The organism is Streptomyces flaveus (genome assembly GCF_014647675.1).
Taxonomy (GTDB): domain Bacteria; phylum Actinomycetota; class Actinomycetes; order Streptomycetales; family Streptomycetaceae; genus Streptomyces; species Streptomyces flaveus.
In genome coordinates this window covers 111,579-128,099 of record NZ_BMPQ01000016.1, presented here as the reverse complement: position 1 = coordinate 128,099, position 16,521 = coordinate 111,579, and the positions used below count along the sequence as shown (strand labels likewise).

Below are 16,521 nucleotides of genomic sequence, written 5' to 3'. Positions count from 1 at the left end.
CCGGCCTGCCTATTCTTCGTCCCGGCGCTGCACCAGGCGCCAGTTGATGATCGAGAAGAGGACGACGACGAGGAAGATGCCCCACGCCACGGCGGCGCCGTAGCCGAAGTCGTTGTTGTCGAAGGTCTGCTGGAAGAAGTAGAGGACCATCGTCCGGCCGGCGTGGTCGGGACCGCCCGAGAACGTCGACTCGTTGGCCGTGGTCTGCAGCAGCACCTGCGGCTCGGAGAAGCTCTGCAGTCCGGTGACCGTCGAGATGACGAGCACGAACAGCAGCACGGGCCGCATCAGCGGAAGAGTGATCCGGAAGAAGGTCTGCACGGGTCCGGCCCCGTCGACGCGGGCGGCCTCGTACAGCTCGCCCGGAATCGTCTGGAGCCCGGCGAGGAAGATGATCGCGTTGTAGCCGGTCCACTGCCAGGTCATCAGGGTGGCGATGGCGACCTTGATGCCCCACGGAGTGTTCAGCCAGGCCACCTGGTCGAGACCGACCGCCTGCAACAGGGCGTTGATGAGGCCGAAGTTGGTGGAGAAGACCGAGCCGAAGATGATCGCGACGGCGACGACCGAGGTGACGTTCGGCAGGAAGTACGCGAAGCGGTAGAGGTTCCTGAAGCGGACCGCCGAGTTGAGCATCACGGCCGTGATCATCGCCAGGAAGATCATGGGGAAGGTGGCCAGCGCCCAGATGACGATGGTGTTGCCGATCGAGCTCCAGAAGTCGGTGTCGCTCAGCAGGTACTTGTACTGGTCGAGTCCCGCCCACTCCATCGAGCCGAGGCCGTCCCAGCGGTGGAAGGAGAGGTAGAGCGAGAAGCCGACCGGGATCAGGCCGAAAGCCAGGAAGAGCAGATAGAAGGGGGAGAGTGCGAGGTACAGCCGCCAGTAGCTGAGGATGCTCTTCTTCGGTTGCTCGGGCGGGGTCTCCACCACGGCCGCGGGGGGCCTTTCGACCACGGGTGCGGTCGCCATCAGACGCTCACCCCCAGGTGGTCCGCGATGCGGCGGCACTTGCTCATGGCGTCCTTCCAGGCCTTCTCGGGGTTCTTCCCGAGGGCGCCGACGTTCTTGATCTCGTCCTTGATGGGCTGCCCCAGCGCCACGTCGTACGGGCTGTTGTAGGCGACCGGGATCTTCTCGGCCGCGGGCCCGAAGACGTCCATCACGATCTGGTCGCCGAAGAAGGGGTCGGGCTCCCGCAGCTTCTTCATCTCGTACGAGGCCGGCGTGGACGGAAAGAGCCCCGCGTCGATGAAGCCCTGCGCCTGGTTGTCGGCGTTGAGCATCCACGTGATGATCTCGAAGGCCCGCTCGGGCTCCCGGCAGGCCTTGGTGATCGCCAGGAACGAGCCGCCGTTGTTGGCGGGACCGCCCGGACAGTTCGCGACCCGCCACTTGCCCTTGGTCTTGGGCAGGTTGAGCTTGAGGTCGCCCGCCGCCCAGGACGCGCCCAACTGGCTGGGCAGCCGACCGTTCTCAGTGGCCGAGTTGGCGTCAGGGGTGCCGTTGACGATGCTGGACAGCAGCCCGCGCCGCTTGGCCTCGACGGCCCGGTCCCAGGCGACGCGGACGTGCTCCTGGTCGCCGATGAAATGCTTGTCCTTGTCGACGTACCGCTTGGTGCCCTGGTTGACCGAGTTCTCGTAGACGCTGAGGATGTCGATCAGCAGATACGCGCCCTTGATCCGCTTCTTGAGCTGTTCACCGGCCGAGAAGAACTTCTCCCAGGTGTCCATCTCCCGTGAGACGTCCTCGGGTTCGGACGCGAGACCGGCCTTCTCGAAGACGGCCGGCTGGTAGTAGTGCACGATCGGGCCGACATCGATGGGGAAGCCGATCAGACTGCCGTCGTCGGCCACCGCCTGCTGCCACTTCCACTCCAGGTACTGCGGCTCGTACTTCTCCGCGCCCAGCGTCCGCAAGTCCACGAACTGGTCCGCGTTCGGCAGATACGACGCCATGTCCTCGCCCTTGAGCCCCGCGATGTCGGGGACATGGGCCTGGCCGGTCATCGTGGTGATCAGCTTGGAGCGGTAGTAGCCGCCGATCTGGATCGCGTCCAGGTCGACGGCGCCGTCGAAGCGGGCCTTGGCCTGCTTGACGACCGTGTCGCTCAGGCCGCCGCTCCAGTACCACAGGACCATGTTCCGGCCGGTCGAACCGGTCGGAACGGCGCAGCCGGATGCCAGGCCGCCGAGCGCCGTGGCGGCCGTACCGGCCAGGCCGGCGCGCAGGAGGCCCCTTCGTGAGAGCCGCACAGCTCCCACCGCCTTTCGGATCTGTTCACGTCTTCTTTGTTCGTGTCTTCGCATACGGGAGTTCAGTGCTGCCGGTCGGGCGCCGGCGGGGTCACGGGGGCGTGCCGGGTCGGCGGTCCCGGGTCCGCCGGCATGCGGTCGGTCAGGAAGCCGTACGCCCGCCGCAGTCCGGGATCACGGACGGACTGCCACCACTGGTGGACGCCGTACCAGCCGGGCGCGGCCAGGGCCCCGCCGTGATGGCGTACGGAGAGTCCGGCGGCCAGCACCGCGAAGCGCAGCCGCTCTTCGAGAGGCCAGCCGCCGAGCGAGGCCGCGACGAAACTCGCGCCGAAGACGTCTCCTGCGCCCGTCGAGTCCAGGACGTCGACGTCGAGGGCGGACACGTCGGCGTACTCGCCCGTGGTCTGGTCGACGGCGACCGCACCGTCGCGGCCCCGCGTGACCACGGCCACCGGCACCAGCTCGGAGAGCTTGCCGAGCGCGGCGGCAGCGGTGCCGGTGCGGGTGTAGGCCATCGCCTCGGCGTCGTTGGGCAGGAACGCGTGGCACAGGGAGAGCTGGTCCAGGAGGTCGGAGGACCACTGCTGGGTGGGGTCCCAGCCGACGTCCGCGTAGATCTGTGTGCCGTTCGCCGCGGCCTTGGCGAGCCAGGCGCGGGGCTCGGCCTCGATGTGTACGAGGGCGGTGCGCGCCTCGGGCGGGTCGCCCATCAGCGTGTCCTGCGAGTACGGGGGTTCCTGGCCGTGGGTGACCAGGGCCCGGTCGTGGTCGTAGGCGAGCGCGACGGTGACCGGGGTGTGCCAGCCGGCCGCCGTACGGGAGAGCGAGAGGTCGATGTGCTCCTGGTCGGCGAGGACGTCACGGCAGTACGCGCCGTAGTAGTCGTCCCCGAAGACCGTGGCCAGGGAGGTGTTCAGGCCAAACCGGGCCGCCGCCACGGCCAGGTTCGCGATCCCGCCCGGGCCTGCTCCCATCCCCTCGGTCCAGATCTCCTCGCCGGGGGTCGGCTGCTTGCCCAGACCGGTCAGGACGAGGTCGTAGAAGAGCAGCCCGGTCAGCAGGACATCGGGCCGTTCGTCACCCACGCACGCTTCCTCTCGTCAAAAGCCTTCCATTTCCGTGCACAGGATCGTGCGCGCATCCAGCCACTTTGGCAAGAGTCGAGCAGAATCGAGCATGGAATTGATTGCGAATGACGAGTACTGTTCACGACGTGCTGGCAGAACGACGACACCAACTCATCCTGCGGTCCCTGCGTTCGGGCGGGCCCGCGGCCGTGACCGATCTCTCCGAACAGCTGGGCGTGAGCCCGGCCACAATCCGCCGTGACCTGGTGAAACTCGAGGAGGACGGCCTGCTCACACGGGTGCACGGCGGAGCCGTCGCCGAGGAGGGGGACCAGCCCTTCGCCGAGGTCGCGGAGGTGCGCGTAGCCGAGAAGGACGCCATCGCCGAACGGGCCGCGGCGATGATCGAGGACGGCCAGTCCGTGCTGCTCGACATCGGCACCACCGCATACCGCCTGGCCAGACAGCTGCACGGCCGACGGATCACCGTGATCACCAGCAATCTGGTCGTCTACGAGGAACTCGTGGACGACGAGGACATCGAGCTGGTGCTCCTCGGCGGCATGGTCCGCCGCGAGTACCGCTCCCTGGTCGGCTTCCTCACCGAGGACAACCTGCGCCAGCTCCACGCGGACTGGCTCTTCCTCGGCACCAGTGGAGTGCGCCCCGGTGGGCAGGTGATGGACACGACGGTCGTCGAGGTCCCCGTGAAGCGCGCCATGATCGCGGCGGCCGACAAGGTCGTGCTGCTCGCGGACCGGGCCAAGTTCCCGGGTACGGGGATGGCGAAGGTCTGCGGACCCGAGGACCTGGACGTGGTGGTGACCAACGGGCCGACGGACGCCGGAACCAGGTCCGCGCTGGAGGAGGCGGGCGTACGCGTGGTGCAGACATGAACCGTGTGCTGCGGACATGAACGTGGAAAGGGTTGTTGCGTGAAGCTGACGATTCTGGGTGGCGGCGGATTCCGCGTGCCACTCGTGTACGGGGCGCTCCTCGGGGACCGCGCCGAGGGCCGCGTCACCGACGTCGTGCTGCACGACCTGGACGCGGGCCGGCTCTCGGCCGTCGCCCGCGTGCTCGCCGAGCAGGCGGCCGGTGTCCCCGGCGCACCCGCCGTGACCGCCACCACCGACCTCGACGAAGCGCTGCGCGGCGCCGACTTCGTCTTCTCCGCGATCCGCGTCGGCGGACTCGAAGGACGCGCGGCCGACGAGCGGGTCGCCCTCGACCAGGGCGTCCTCGGCCAGGAGACCGTCGGCGCGGGCGGCATCGCGTACGGACTGCGCACGGTGCCCGTCGCCGTCGACGTCGCCCGGCGCGTGGCCCGGCTCGCCCCCGACGCCTGGGTGATCAACTTCACCAACCCGGCAGGCCTCGTCACCGAGGCCATGTCCCGGCACCTCGGCAACCGCGTGATCGGCATCTGCGACTCACCGGTCGGCCTCGGCCGCCGTATCGCCCGCGTCCTCGGCGTCGCGAACCCGCGCGAGGCCTGGATCGACTACGTCGGCCTCAACCACCTCGGCTGGGTCCGCGGCCTGCGCGTCGCCGGACGCGACGAACTGCCGCGCCTGTTCGCCGACCAGGACCTGCTCGGCTCCTTCGAGGAGGGCAAACTCTTCGGCACCGAGTGGCTCCAGTCCCTGGGCGCGATCCCGAACGAGTACCTGCACTACTACTACTTCAACCGGGAAGCCGTACGCGCCTACCAGGACGCCGAAAAGACCCGCGGCGCCTTCTTGCGCGACCAGCAGGCCGGTTTCTACGAGGCGATGCAGCGCCCCGACGCCGAGGCCCTCAAGACCTGGGAGAGCACCCGGGCCGAGCGCGAAGCCACGTACATGTCCGAGTCCCGGGCCGCGGCGGGCGCCGGCGAGCGTGACGCCGACGACCTCTCCGGCGGCTACGAGAAGGTGGCCCTCGCCCTGATGCGGGCCATCGCCCGCGACGAGCGCACCACGCTGATCCTCAACGTCCGCAACCAGGGCACCCTGTCCGTCCTCGACACGGACGCCGTCATCGAGGTGCCCTGCCTCGTCGACGCCAACGGCGCACACCCCGTCGCCGTCGACCCGCTCCCGGACCACGCGACCGGCCTGGTGTGCGCGGTGAAGGCGGTCGAGCGCGAGGTGCTCGCCGCCGCCGAGTCGGGCTCCCGTACGACCGCCGTGAAGGCCTTCGCGCTGCACCCGCTGGTCGACTCCGTGAACGTCGCCCGTCGCCTCGTCGAGGGCTACACCGCCGAGCACCCTGGCCTGGCGTACCTGAAGTAGTAGACCCTCTGAAGCAGCGCCTGAAGCAGAGCCCTCCGAGGAGACCCGCACATGCATGACGAACGCCGCCGGATCGAGGAGCGCGTCCAGCGCGTCCACGACCAGCGCATCAAGACCGCGATCTACGCCGCCTCCGTACCCTTCGAGGTCGAGGCCTGGCAGGCGCCGGGGGAGCCCGTCCCCTTCGAGGAGGCCGCGTCGGCCTCGTACGCGCCCTTCGCGATGGACACCCCGTGGGGTCCGCCCTGGGGGACGACCTGGTTCCGGATGCGCGGGCAGGTGCCCGCCGAGTGGGCAGGGCGGCGCGTCGAGGCCGTCATCGACCTCGGGTTCATCGGCGACTGGCCCGGCAACCAGGCCGAGGCGCTCGTCCACCTCGCCGACGGCACCCCGCTCAAGGCCGTCAACCCGCTCAACCAGTACGTCCCCCTTGGCAACCCGGCAACGGGCGGCGAGGAGATCCACTACCTCGTCGAGGCCGCCTCCAACCCGGACATCCTCGCCGAGAACTTCTCGCGCCCGACCGTCATGGGCGATGTGCTGACCGCAGGCGACAAGCCGATCTACACCTTCCAGCGCGCCGACCTCGCCGTCCTCGACGAGGACGTGTTCCACCTCGACCTGGACCTCCAGGTGCTGCGCGAACTGATGGTCCACCTCGAAGAGCACGACCCGCGCCGCCACGAGATCCTGCACACCCTGGACCGGGCCATGGACACCGTGGACCTGGACGACGTCTCCGGCAGCGCCGCCGCCGTCCGCGAGGTGCTCGCCCCCGCCCTGGCCAAGCCCGCGCACGCCAGCGCCCACACCGTCTCCGGCGTCGGCCACGCGCACATCGACTCGGCCTGGCTGTGGCCCATCCGCGAGACCAAGCGCAAGACGTCCCGCACCTTCTCGAACGTCACGGCCCTGGCCGACGAGTACGAGGACTTCATCTTCGCCTGTTCGCAGGCCCAGCAGTACGAGTGGGTGCGCGACAACTACCCGCAGGTGTGGGAGCGGATCAAGAAGTCCGTCGAGAAGGGCCAGTGGGCGCCGGTCGGCGGCATGTGGGTCGAGGCCGACGGCAACCTGCCCGGCGGCGAGGCCATCGCCCGCCAGCTCGTGCACGGCAAGAAGTTCTTCATGGAGCACTTCGGCGTCGAGACCAAGGGCGTATGGCTGCCGGACTCCTTCGGCTACACCGCCGCCTATCCGCAGCTCGCCAAGCTCGCGGGCAACGACTGGTTCCTGACCCAGAAGATCTCCTGGAACCAGACGAACAAGTTCCCCCACCACACCTTCTGGTGGGAGGGCATCGACGGCACCCGCATCTTCACCCACTTCCCGCCGGTCGACACCTACAACGCCCGGTTCAGCGGCGACGAGATGGCCCGCGCCGTACGCAACTACCAGGAGAAGGGCGGCGGTACGCGCTCCCTCGCGCCCTTCGGCTGGGGCGACGGCGGCGGCGGCCCCACCCGCGAGATCATGGAACGCGCCCGGCGCCTCGCGGACCTGGAGGGCTCCGCGAAAGTCGTCGTGGAGCACCCCGACAAGTTCTTCGCGGACGCCCGCGAGGAGTACCCCGACGCCCCCGTCTGGGTCGGCGAGCTCTACCTGGAACTGCACCGCGCCACCTACACCTCCCAGGCCCGCACCAAGCAGGGCAACCGGCGCAGCGAACACCTCCTGCGCGAAGCCGAGTTGTGGGCGACCACCGCCGCCCTGAACGCGCCGGGCTACTCCTACCCGTACGAGAAGCTCGACCGCCTCTGGAAGACGGTCCTGCTCCACCAGTTCCACGACATCCTGCCGGGCTCCTCGATCGCCTGGGTGCACCGGGAGGCGGAGGCGGAGTACGCGAGGGTGGCAGAAGAGGTCCAGGCGATCACACGAGAGGCGATCGCTACTGCTGCGGGCAGTCGTTCCGCTACCGCTGTGGGCAATCGTTCCGCAGGGCGATGGGGGTCCCCCCGCTCGAGCGAAGCCGAGAGTGGGGGAGGGTGGGCACAGCCGACAGCGGAGGGCGCCTTCGTTTTCAACGCCAGCCCCTACGACCGCGCCGAGGTCGTACGCACCTCGGTCGGCGTCCCGATGTACACCGAGGTCCCCGCCAACGGCAGCGCACCCCTCGGCGTCGGCGAACCCCTGCACCCGGTGACGGTCACCGGAGGCCGCGTCCTGGACAACGGCCTCGTACGCGTCGAGGTCGCCGAGGACGGCACCCTGTCCTCCGTACGGGACCTACGGGCCGACCGCGAAGTCCTCGCCGACCAGGGCAATCTGCTCCGGCTGCACACCGACCTCCCGAACTACTGGGACGCCTGGGACATCGACAAGCACTACAAGAACCGCTACACGGACCTGCTGGACGCCGAGTCCGTCACCGTGATCGAGGCGGACCCGCTCCTCGGCGCCCTGCGCGTCGAGCGCGCCTTCGGCAAGGGCTCGCGCATCACGCAGACCATCACCGTCCGCGCGGGCAGCCCCCGTATCGACTTCGAGACGGAGATCGACTGGCACGAGACGGAGAAGATCCTCAAGGCGGCCTTCCCGGTGGACATCAGGGCCGCGCACTCCTCCGCCGAGATCCAGTTCGGCCACATCCAGCGCCCCACGCACACCAACACCAGCTGGGAGTCGGCCCGCTTCGAGGTCTGCAACCACCGCTGGGTGCACATCGGCGAACCCGGCTACGGCGTCGCGGTCATCAACGACTCCACCTACGGCCACGACGTCTCCCGCACGGTCCGCGAAGACGGTGGTACCACCACCACGGTCCGCCTCAGCCTGGTCCGCGCCCCGCGCATCCCCGACCCGGAGGCCGACCAGGGCAAGCACCACTTCACCTACGCGCTGCTGCCCGGCGCGACGATCGAGGACACGGTCGCGGAGGGCTACGCGCTCAACCTGCCGCTGCGGGTGGCCGATTCGGCCGGTGCGGCCGAGCCGGTGGTGAGCGTCGAGGGTGCGGGCGTGACCGTCGAGGCGGTCAAGCTCGCCGACGACGAGTCGGGCGACGTCGTCGTACGCCTCTACGAGTCCCGTGGCGGACGCGCCCAGGGCACCCTGCGCACCGGCTTCCCCCTGGCCGGAGCCCAGGTCACCGACCTCCTGGAGCGGCCCCTCGCCGAGGCGGACGTGGAGGGCGGCGGAGTCGCGGTGTCGCTGCGCCCCTTCGAGGTGCAGACCCTGCGGCTGTCACGGCGGAGTGACTGACCCCGTTTCCCACGAAGAATTAAGAAAGAGGTAAGAGGCCTGGTCACGGCGGGTTTTCGGCCCACCGTGACCACGGTCTGTTGCCTGTACGACACCTGGAGTTCGCCCGGTACCCCTGGGATGGCGCGGCAAAGCGAAGCAGGAGCAAAAAGAGGGGTGTCACCGTGCGGGACCCACGTATCTCGGCGATCCGCAAGGGCCTGAAGCGCCGCGGCAGACTGATGGCCCAGGCGGTGAGCCCGCCCCGCCGGAGCCTCGACGCCATGCCCGCGCAGCGGGCCCCGAAGGGTGCGTACGCCGCCCCGCCCGCCCCGCGCCTGGTCGACTCCCCGGTCTTCGTCCTGTCCTCGGTGCGCTCCGGCTCAACCCTGCTGCGCGTCCTGCTGAACAGCCACTCCCGGATCCGCGCCCCGCACGAGATGCATCTGCGCACCCTCCACGTCCACCTGGCCCGTGACTTCACGGCCGACGCCATGAAGGCGCTGGAGCTGGACAAGGACGAGCTGGAGCACGTCCTGTGGGACCGCGTGCTCCATCTGGAGCTCATCCGCAGCGGCAAGGAGATCATCGTCGACAAGACGCCGCCGAACACCCTCATCTGGCCCCGGCTGCAACGATGTTGGCCCGACGCCCGCTACATCGTCCTGCTCCGCCACCCGGGCGCGGTCGTCACCTCCCTCACCAACCGTCGCGCCGACCCGGACCATGAACAGATCCGCCGCGAGGTCCTCGACTACAGCGAGAAGCTGGACGAGGCCCGCCAGCAGCTCACCGGCGCCCATGTGATCACGTACGAGGAGCTCACCGCGGACCCCGAGACGGTCACCCGGGGCCTGTGCGACTACCTCGAGGTCCCCTGGGAGCCGGGGATGCTCGAGTACGGCAAGAAGGACCACGGCACCTTCCGCCCCCAGCTCGGCGACTGGAGCGAGACCATCAAGTCGGGCCGCATTCAGTCGGCCCGACCGGCCGACCCGGGGGCCGAACTGCCGCCCCGGCTGGTCGAGTTGGCGCGTGAATGGGGGTACCCGGTCGACTGACCGGGTACCCAGGCGCTCCGGGCGAGAGGGCTCAGGCAGGGGTCGGAGTGGCGGCCGACTCCGTCGCGGGGGAGGGCGAGGAGGAGGGGACGGGAACGGCCGGCAGGGTGGGCTGGACGTCCTCCAGGCGCGGCTGCGGCAACGACACCACACCCACCGGGCGGGGACCCGCGACCACCGCGTAGTCCCGGCCGAGGAACGGCGGTACCAGCTCGCCCGGGTCCTCGCCGAGCGCCAACCGCACGGCCGCCCAAGGGGCGTTGAGGCCGCACTGGGAGAGCTGGTGCAGACCGCCGGCCGGGCGCGTGTTGACGTCCATGAGCACCGGCTCGTCCTCGTACATACGGAACTGGATGTTGGTCAGGTAGTGCAGATCGAAGGCCCGGGCGATGTGCCGCGCCGGCTCGATGAAGGACGGCTGCAGCGTGAAGCCGCGCCGACGGCCGTTCTTGGTCCGGCCCACCGCCATCCGCACCCGCCCGTCCGGCCCCGTCAGACAGTCGACGGACACCTCCGGCTCCTCCAGGCGCGGCATCACCAGCCAGTCGACGGGACCGTCGGCCTGCCGCAACGCGTCGACGACGAGGTTCAGCGGCACGTACGGGCTGGGGAAACCGCTCAGGTGCATGAGTGAGAAGGGGGTGCGCGTGATGATGCGGAAGCCGACTCCGCCCGCTCCCGCGGCCGGCTTGAAGCAGGCCTTGTGGCCGTCCGCCTCCAAGGCGTCGACCGCCGCGACGAGTTCGTCCTCGGTACGCACCCGCCACCACGGCGGCACCGGCACCCCGAGCGCCTGCACCGCTTCGTACGCCGTCACCTTGTCGTGAAAGGTCGCCACGGCCTCGGCGGGCGGCGCCAGCAGGGCCGTACCGGCCGCGGCGAAGTCCTCGCGGTGCGCGGCGACCGCCGCCTGGTGCAGCACCGGTACGAACACGTCGATCGAGTGCCGGGCGCACTGATCGAGGGCGTACTCGACGTACGCGGCCGGAGACAACCCCTTCGGTTCCAGCTCCGCGGTGTCGGCGGCGGCCAGGATGGGAGAGTCGGGGTCACCGTGCGTCGCATGGATCTCGACCGGACGGCCGCTGGGATTCTCCCGCAGCTGATCCATGAAGAACACGTTCTCCGCGTACGTGCGGTTGAGCCAGACGCGTACGCGAGAGACCATGCAGGCCACCTTTCAGGGTTCGCGGGCACGGCGAAGCAGGCCGTGCCCGGCCAAGGAGTTTGGAGGTACACAAAACCGCCGTTCGAAAACGGTGAGCGCGCGGTTGTGTAGGGCCGATCATAGGGGTTCCGGCGCATGATCGCTGCTACGTCCATGTTACGGATTAGGCCCCGCCGGGTACGCTGCGCCGCATTCTGCCGATGGAGGTCGGATCCAGTGATCGAGGAGTTGCTCCCGGACCCGGTCGTGACTGTGGAAGCACACGGTGACGAGCCGGCCGAGGGCGCGACGCTGTATCCCGGGGAACAGGCGCTCATCGCGAGGGCCGTGGAGAAGCGACGCCGCGAGTTCACCGTCGTCCGCACCTGTGCCCGGCGTGCGATGGACAAGCTCGGGGTTCCCCCGCAGGCCGTTCTGACCGGTGAGCGCGGGGCCCCGCAGTGGCCCGCCGGACTGATCGGCAGCATGACGCACTGCGAGGGCTACGCCGCCGCGGCGCTGGCCCGCGCCACCGACCTGGCCTCCCTCGGCATCGACGCGGAGCCCCATCTGCCGCTTCCGGACGGCGTGTTGCCCTCCGTGTCCCTGCCCGCCGAGGACGGCCGACTGCGCGCGCTCCGTGCCGAGCACCCCGCCGTCCACTGGGACCGACTCCTCTTCAGCGCCAAGGAGTCGGTCTACAAGGCCTGGTTCCCCCTCACCGGGAAGTGGCTCGACTTCACCGAGGCGGACATCGACGTCTTCATGGACCCCGGACACACCACGTCCGGCGGCTTCCGTGCCGGACTCCTCGTCCCCGGCCCGGTGGTGGACGGCCGTCGCGTCGGCCACTTCGAGGGGCGCTGGACGGTGGGCCGGGGGCTTGTGGCGACCGCGGTGAGCGTGGCGTACGACGGTGGCTGACGCCGGCTCGGGGACCGCTCGATCGTGCTGCCCGCGCCGCCTAGGCCCGCATGCTGGGTATCCATTTGGCCTACCTGACATCCCTGCTCTCCGACGAACCCGCAACTCCCGCGCCGCTGATGCCCGACGGCGGCCCGGAGCGCGAACAGCGCCGGGCCCACCAGGCTGCCGCCCAGGGCGGTCCGGTGCGCCGCAGGCGCCGAGGAAGCGGCGTGAAAGCGATCTCCGCGGGGCCGGCGCCCCCCTGTCCCTTCGCGGTGCACGTACCCTCTGGAGGCGAGCGGTCGACCGGGGACACGCCGGGCCTGTGCCCGAGGGATTGGACGAAGGGAACGTTCCGCTGTGACGCACGCTCACGAGGAAGAAGTCCTGGCTCGGATAGCCAAGGGGCTGATCTACACCGAGTCGGAAGCGGCCTTCCAGGCCCCTCGGCGCCGCACCGAGCAGATCTTCGAGTACAACCACACACCACCGAGCGAAACGGAAAAGCGTCGATCGCTGCTCGTCGCGATCTTCGGCTCGGTCGGTGAACGCACGGTGCTGCTGCCGCCGTTCCACGCCGGGTTCGGCAGCAACGTCCACATCGGCGACGACTTCTTCGGGAACGTGAACCTCACATTCGTCGACGACGTGGACATCCGCATAGGCGACGGTGTCATGATCGCGCCCAGCGTGACACTGACCACGACGGGACACCCGGTGCATCCCTCGCGACGCGCTGATTTCGGACGGTTCTCGGAACCGATCGTGATCGAGGACAAGGTGTGGATCGGCAGCAACACGGTGGTCCTGCCCGGCGTTCGCATCGGATACGGGTCGGTCATCGGCGCCGGCAGCGTTGTCAGCCGCAGCATTCCCCCGATGACCGTCGCGCTCGGAACCCCTTGCCGGGTGGTCCGCCCCATCACGGACGAGGACCTCACCACACGTACCGCCGGGTCCTGACTACGGACGCGTGGCCAGCGGATCGAGGAACGTCAGTACGGAGGCGTCCTCCTCGATCAGAGGGGTGAGGGTGGCGTTGAACGGGGCGCCGTACGGGGCGTCCAGGTGTGTCTTGAAGGCGTCCTCGTCCCGGTAGACCTCGAATATCCAGTAGGCGCGCGGGTTGGCCGCCTTGGTGTAGACGTCGAAGGCCAGGTTGCCTTCCTCTTCGCGCACCTTCAGGGCGTAGTCCCGGATCAGGCGGGCGACCTCGTCCTGAGCTCCCTCTCGGGCGGTGAACTCGGCGAGCAGGGTTTTCGTCATGGCTTCGTGTCCTTGTCAGTGGGTGGGGTCGCTGCTCTTCCCTTGGAACGCGGCGGCAAAGCGGGCACGTTGCGGGCAGTCGCTGAACGGCTTTCGGGCGGGCGGCGGTCACGGGCGTTGCCGATTTGTGACGGGTACAAGGCATTGACGTTGCCTGGAGACGGAGTCCATCATCCTGGCCAAGCAGTGTCAACGATGACATAAGTCAACGATGACACCTCGGGACGGCATGCCCCGATGCCGGCCGCTCGCCCGCAATCCCGCAGGAGTAGTCCATGTCACGCACCTCTCGTCAGCCCTCCTCCTTGCTCAGAGCCGCTGCCTGCACGGGTGTCGCAGCCCTCGCCCTGACCGCCTGTGGATCCGGATCGGAATCGGGCACCGCGAGCGCCGGATCGGGCAGCGTCAAGGTCGGTCTGATCACCAAGACCGACACCAACCCGTTCTTTGTGAAGATGAAGGAGGGCGCGGAGAAGGCCGCCAAGGACAACGGCGCCGAACTGTCCACCGCCGCAGGCAAGTTCGACGGAGACAACGCCGGTCAGGTCACGGCCATCGAGAACATGGTCGCCGCCGGCGTGAAGGGCATCCTGATCACCCCGAGCGACTCCAAGGCCATCACGCCCGCGATCGAGAAGGCCCGGGCCAAGGGCGTCCTGGTCATCGCCCTGGACACCCCGACCGAGCCGGAGAGCGCGGTCGACGCCCTGTTCGCCACCGACAACGTCAAGGCCGGCGAGCTGATCGGCGAGTACGCCAAGGCGGCCATGAAGGGCAAAGACGCGAAGATAGCCACCCTCGACCTGGCGCCGGGCGTCTCCGTCGGCGTCCAGCGGCACAACGGCTTCCTGAAGGGCTTCGGCATCAAGGAGGGCGACCCCTCCGTCGTCTGCTCCCAGGACACCGGAGGCGACCAGGCCAAGGGCCAGACCGCGATGGAGAACTGCCTCCAGAAGGAGCCCGGCATCAACGTCGTCTACACCATCAACGAGCCCGCCGCGCTGGGTGCGTACACCGCGCTGAAGGCCAAGGGCCGGGAGAAGGACGTCCTGATCGTCTCCGTCGACGGCGGCTGCACCGGGACCGAGGCCGTCAAGGACGGCACGATCGCCGCGACCTCGCAGCAGTACCCGCTGAAGATGGCCGCCGAGGGCGTCAAGGCCGTCGTGACGTTCGCCAAGGACGGCAAGAAGGCATCCGGTTACACCGACACCGGCGTCACTCTCATCACCGACAAGGCGCAGGACGGGGTCACGTCCAAGGACACCGCTTACGGCCTGGAGAACTGCTGGGGCTGAGCCGCCACCCCCAACTGCCGTCGTAGCTGCCGCCGTTCGAAATCCCTCAGCGGGGCGGCCGTCCCCTCCTCCCCGACCCGGGGACGGCCGCCCCCTCGTCCTCTTGCCGTCCGACAAGGACTGAGCCTCCCGTCCGACACGGACCGACAAAGACTTCTGTCTTCCGACAAGGACCTCGCATGACTGCCACGTCCACGCCCCCGAGCAAAACCTCGCCGTACGCGGAGCTCAAAGCACCGACGACGGCCCGCCAGCTGCTCACGGCACCGACCACCGGCCCGCTGGTCGCTCTCCTCCTGGCCTGTGTCTTCTTCTCCTTCTCGACCGACCAGTTCCTCACCGGCGGGAACTTCTCGCTGATCGTGCAGCAGGTCATGGTCGTCGGCACCCTCGCCATCGGCCAGACTCTGATCATCCTCACCGCGGGCATCGACCTGTCGTGCGGTGCCGTGATGGCGTTCGGCAGCATCGTGATCGCCAAGATGGCGGCCGAGGGCTCCCTGCCTCCGCTCGCCGCGATCGCGCTGGGCCTGGTCGTCTGCGGTGGCTTCGGCCTGCTCAACGGGGCACTGGTGCAGAAGATCCCGCTGCCGCCGTTCATCGTCACCCTCGGCATGCTCAACGTGGCCTTCGCGCTGACCCACATCTACTCCGAAGAGCAGACCGTCACCAACCTGCCCGGCTCACTGACGGCCCTCGGGCAGACCTTCCCGCTCGGCAAGACCGACATCACCTACGGCTCGCTGGTCACCATCGCCCTGTTCCTCCTCCTCGCCTACGCGCTGAGCAGCACAGGTTGGGGCCGGCACGTCTACGCCCTGGGCAACAGCCCTGAAGCGGCGCGGCTGAACGGCATCCGCACCTCCCGGCTGACCATCGGCGTCTACACCGCGGCCGGCGTCCTCTACGGCATCGCCGCCCTGCTGCTCATCTCCCGCACCGGAGTCGGCGACCCCCAAGCCGGGCAGACCGACAACCTCGACAGCATCACCGCCGTGGTCCTCGGCGGCACCAGCCTCTTCGGCGGACGCGGATCGGTCCTGGGCACGTTCATCGGCGTCCTCATCGTCGGCGTCTTCCGCAACGGCCTGCAGCTGATGGGCGTCGCCTCCATCTACCAGACCCTGATCACCGGTGTCCTGGTGATCCTCGCGGTGACCGTCGACCAGCTCTCCCGGAAGAAGGCCCGATGACTGCCACCTCCTCCCCGACCCCTGTTCTGCAGGCCCGCGGTCTGGTCAAGCGTTACGGCCATGTCACCGCCATCGACGGCGCCGACTTCGATCTGCTGCCCGGCGAGGTGCTCGCCGTCATCGGCGACAACGGAGCCGGCAAGACCAGCCTGATCAAGGCCCTCACCGGTGCGGTGATCCCCGACGCGGGCGAGATACGGCTGGGCGGCAAACCGATCCAGTTCTCCGGGCCGCAAAGTGCTCGTGCCCACGGCATCGAGACGGTCTATCAGGACCTCGCCGTGGCCGCCTCCATGGACATCGCCTCCAACATGTTCCTCGGGCGCGAGCTCCGCCGCCCCGGCGTCCTCGGCAGCGCCTTCCGCATGCTCGACAAGAAGCGCATGCGCCAGGAGGCCGCCGAGCACATGGCCGACCTGAAGATCGGCCTGCGCTCGCTGACACAGTCGGTCGAGACCCTCTCGGGCGGACAGCGGCAGGCCGTCGCGGTCGCCCGCGCCGTCGCTTGGGCCCGCAGCGTCGTCGTCATGGACGAACCCACCGCCGCCCTCGGCGTCAAGGAGTCCGGACAGGTCCTCGACCTCATCCGCCGCGTCCGCGACAAGGGCATGCCGGTCGTCCTGATCAGCCACAACATGCCGCACGTCTTCGAGATCGCCGACCGGATCCACGTCCACCGACTGGGCCGGCGCGCTGCCGTGATCAAGCCCTCCGACTACTCCATGGCGGAGGTCGTCGCCATCATGACCGGCGCGCTCACCGTCGATGAGGCCGGAGGTACGGTCGTAGCGGATTCCGAGGCGGCGAAGGCCGCAGGCGTCCAGGCCAACTGACGTACGACTGAAGTACTTACAGGTTCCGGC

14 protein-coding genes and 1 pseudogene are annotated in these 16,521 nt (G+C 69.1%); 10 read left to right on the top strand and 5 right to left on the bottom strand.

Features of this window, described 5'->3' with window-relative positions; all coding sequences use genetic code 11:
- Nucleotides 1-9: 9 nt before the first annotated feature.
- The 3 genes from IEZ21_RS27995 to IEZ21_RS27985 all read right to left on the bottom strand — a co-directional run bounded on the left by IEZ21_RS27995 (nucleotide 10) and on the right by IEZ21_RS27985 (nucleotide 3,346).
- Nucleotides 10-972, bottom strand: coding sequence for a carbohydrate ABC transporter permease (locus tag IEZ21_RS27995; protein ID WP_033326032.1), 963 nt, complete (start codon nucleotides 970-972; stop codon nucleotides 10-12).
- A complete protein-coding gene (locus tag IEZ21_RS27990) occupies nucleotides 972-2,258 on the bottom strand; it encodes an extracellular solute-binding protein (RefSeq protein WP_189324659.1) in 1,287 nt (428 codons plus the stop codon). Before IEZ21_RS27990 ends, IEZ21_RS27995 begins: the two co-directional genes overlap by 1 nt.
- Before the next feature lie 62 nt (nucleotides 2,259-2,320).
- A complete protein-coding gene (locus IEZ21_RS27985; protein ID WP_189324658.1) occupies nucleotides 2,321-3,346 on the bottom strand; it encodes a carbohydrate kinase family protein in 1,026 nt (341 codons plus the stop codon).
- Between the two features lie 128 nt (nucleotides 3,347-3,474).
- Between IEZ21_RS27985 and IEZ21_RS27980 the strand changes: the two genes are divergently transcribed.
- The 4 genes from IEZ21_RS27980 (at nucleotide 3,475) to IEZ21_RS27965 (ending at nucleotide 9,848) form a co-directional block, all read left to right on the top strand.
- Nucleotides 3,475-4,224 carry a DeoR/GlpR family DNA-binding transcription regulator gene (locus IEZ21_RS27980; protein ID WP_189324657.1) on the top strand — a complete coding sequence of 250 codons (750 nt, stop codon included), beginning with the start codon at nucleotides 3,475-3,477 and terminating at the stop codon, nucleotides 4,222-4,224.
- A 39-nt stretch (nucleotides 4,225-4,263) separates the two neighbouring features.
- Nucleotides 4,264-5,604 (top strand): 6-phospho-beta-glucosidase, encoded by a 1,341-nt coding sequence (locus tag IEZ21_RS27975; RefSeq protein ID WP_189324656.1) that lies wholly within the window; start codon nucleotides 4,264-4,266, stop codon nucleotides 5,602-5,604.
- A gap of 51 nt (nucleotides 5,605-5,655) precedes the next feature.
- Nucleotides 5,656-8,808, top strand: a complete 3,153-nt coding sequence (locus tag IEZ21_RS27970) for an alpha-mannosidase (protein ID WP_189324655.1) — start codon at nucleotides 5,656-5,658, stop codon at nucleotides 8,806-8,808.
- Between the two features lie 164 nt (nucleotides 8,809-8,972).
- On the top strand, nucleotides 8,973-9,848 hold the full coding sequence (locus IEZ21_RS27965) for a sulfotransferase family protein (protein WP_246568196.1): 876 nt from the start codon (nucleotides 8,973-8,975) through the stop codon (nucleotides 9,846-9,848).
- A gap of 31 nt (nucleotides 9,849-9,879) precedes the next feature.
- Here the strand turns inward: IEZ21_RS27965 and IEZ21_RS27960 are convergent, their stop codons facing one another.
- On the bottom strand, nucleotides 9,880-11,016 hold the full coding sequence (locus IEZ21_RS27960) for an ATP-grasp domain-containing protein (RefSeq protein WP_189324654.1): 1,137 nt from the start codon (nucleotides 11,014-11,016) through the stop codon (nucleotides 9,880-9,882).
- 216 nt (nucleotides 11,017-11,232) lie between these two features.
- Between IEZ21_RS27960 and IEZ21_RS27955 the strand changes: the two genes are divergently transcribed.
- From IEZ21_RS27955 to IEZ21_RS27950, 3 genes and pseudogenes are all read left to right on the top strand, one after another.
- Entirely contained in the window at nucleotides 11,233-11,919 is a 687-nt protein-coding gene (locus IEZ21_RS27955; RefSeq protein ID WP_189324653.1) for a 4'-phosphopantetheinyl transferase family protein, read from the top strand.
- Between the two features lie 71 nt (nucleotides 11,920-11,990).
- Nucleotides 11,991-12,134, top strand: a pseudogene (locus tag IEZ21_RS48900) (ISAs1 family transposase); the annotation flags it as partial.
- A 127-nt stretch (nucleotides 12,135-12,261) separates the two neighbouring features.
- Nucleotides 12,262-12,864: a sugar O-acetyltransferase gene (locus IEZ21_RS27950; RefSeq protein ID WP_189324652.1), complete on the top strand. Its 603-nt coding sequence runs from the start codon at nucleotides 12,262-12,264 to the stop codon at nucleotides 12,862-12,864.
- Here IEZ21_RS27950 and IEZ21_RS27945 read toward each other — a convergent pair whose 3' ends face one another.
- A complete protein-coding gene (locus tag IEZ21_RS27945; protein ID WP_189324651.1) occupies nucleotides 12,865-13,167 on the bottom strand; it encodes a putative quinol monooxygenase in 303 nt (100 codons plus the stop codon). It abuts the gene before it with no gap.
- 275 nt (nucleotides 13,168-13,442) lie between these two features.
- Between IEZ21_RS27945 and IEZ21_RS27940 the strand changes: the two genes are divergently transcribed.
- From IEZ21_RS27940 to IEZ21_RS27930, 3 genes are all read left to right on the top strand, one after another.
- The gene (locus IEZ21_RS27940; protein WP_189324650.1) at nucleotides 13,443-14,465 is read left to right on the top strand and encodes a sugar ABC transporter substrate-binding protein; all 1,023 of its coding nucleotides are present in this window, start codon (nucleotides 13,443-13,445) and stop codon (nucleotides 14,463-14,465) included.
- A 179-nt stretch (nucleotides 14,466-14,644) separates the two neighbouring features.
- The gene (locus tag IEZ21_RS27935) at nucleotides 14,645-15,658 is read left to right on the top strand and encodes an ABC transporter permease (RefSeq protein WP_189324649.1); all 1,014 of its coding nucleotides are present in this window, start codon (nucleotides 14,645-14,647) and stop codon (nucleotides 15,656-15,658) included.
- The gene (locus IEZ21_RS27930) at nucleotides 15,655-16,491 is read left to right on the top strand and encodes an ATP-binding cassette domain-containing protein (protein WP_189324648.1); all 837 of its coding nucleotides are present in this window, start codon (nucleotides 15,655-15,657) and stop codon (nucleotides 16,489-16,491) included. Before IEZ21_RS27935 ends, IEZ21_RS27930 begins: the two co-directional genes overlap by 4 nt.
- Nucleotides 16,492-16,521 lie beyond the last annotated feature (30 nt).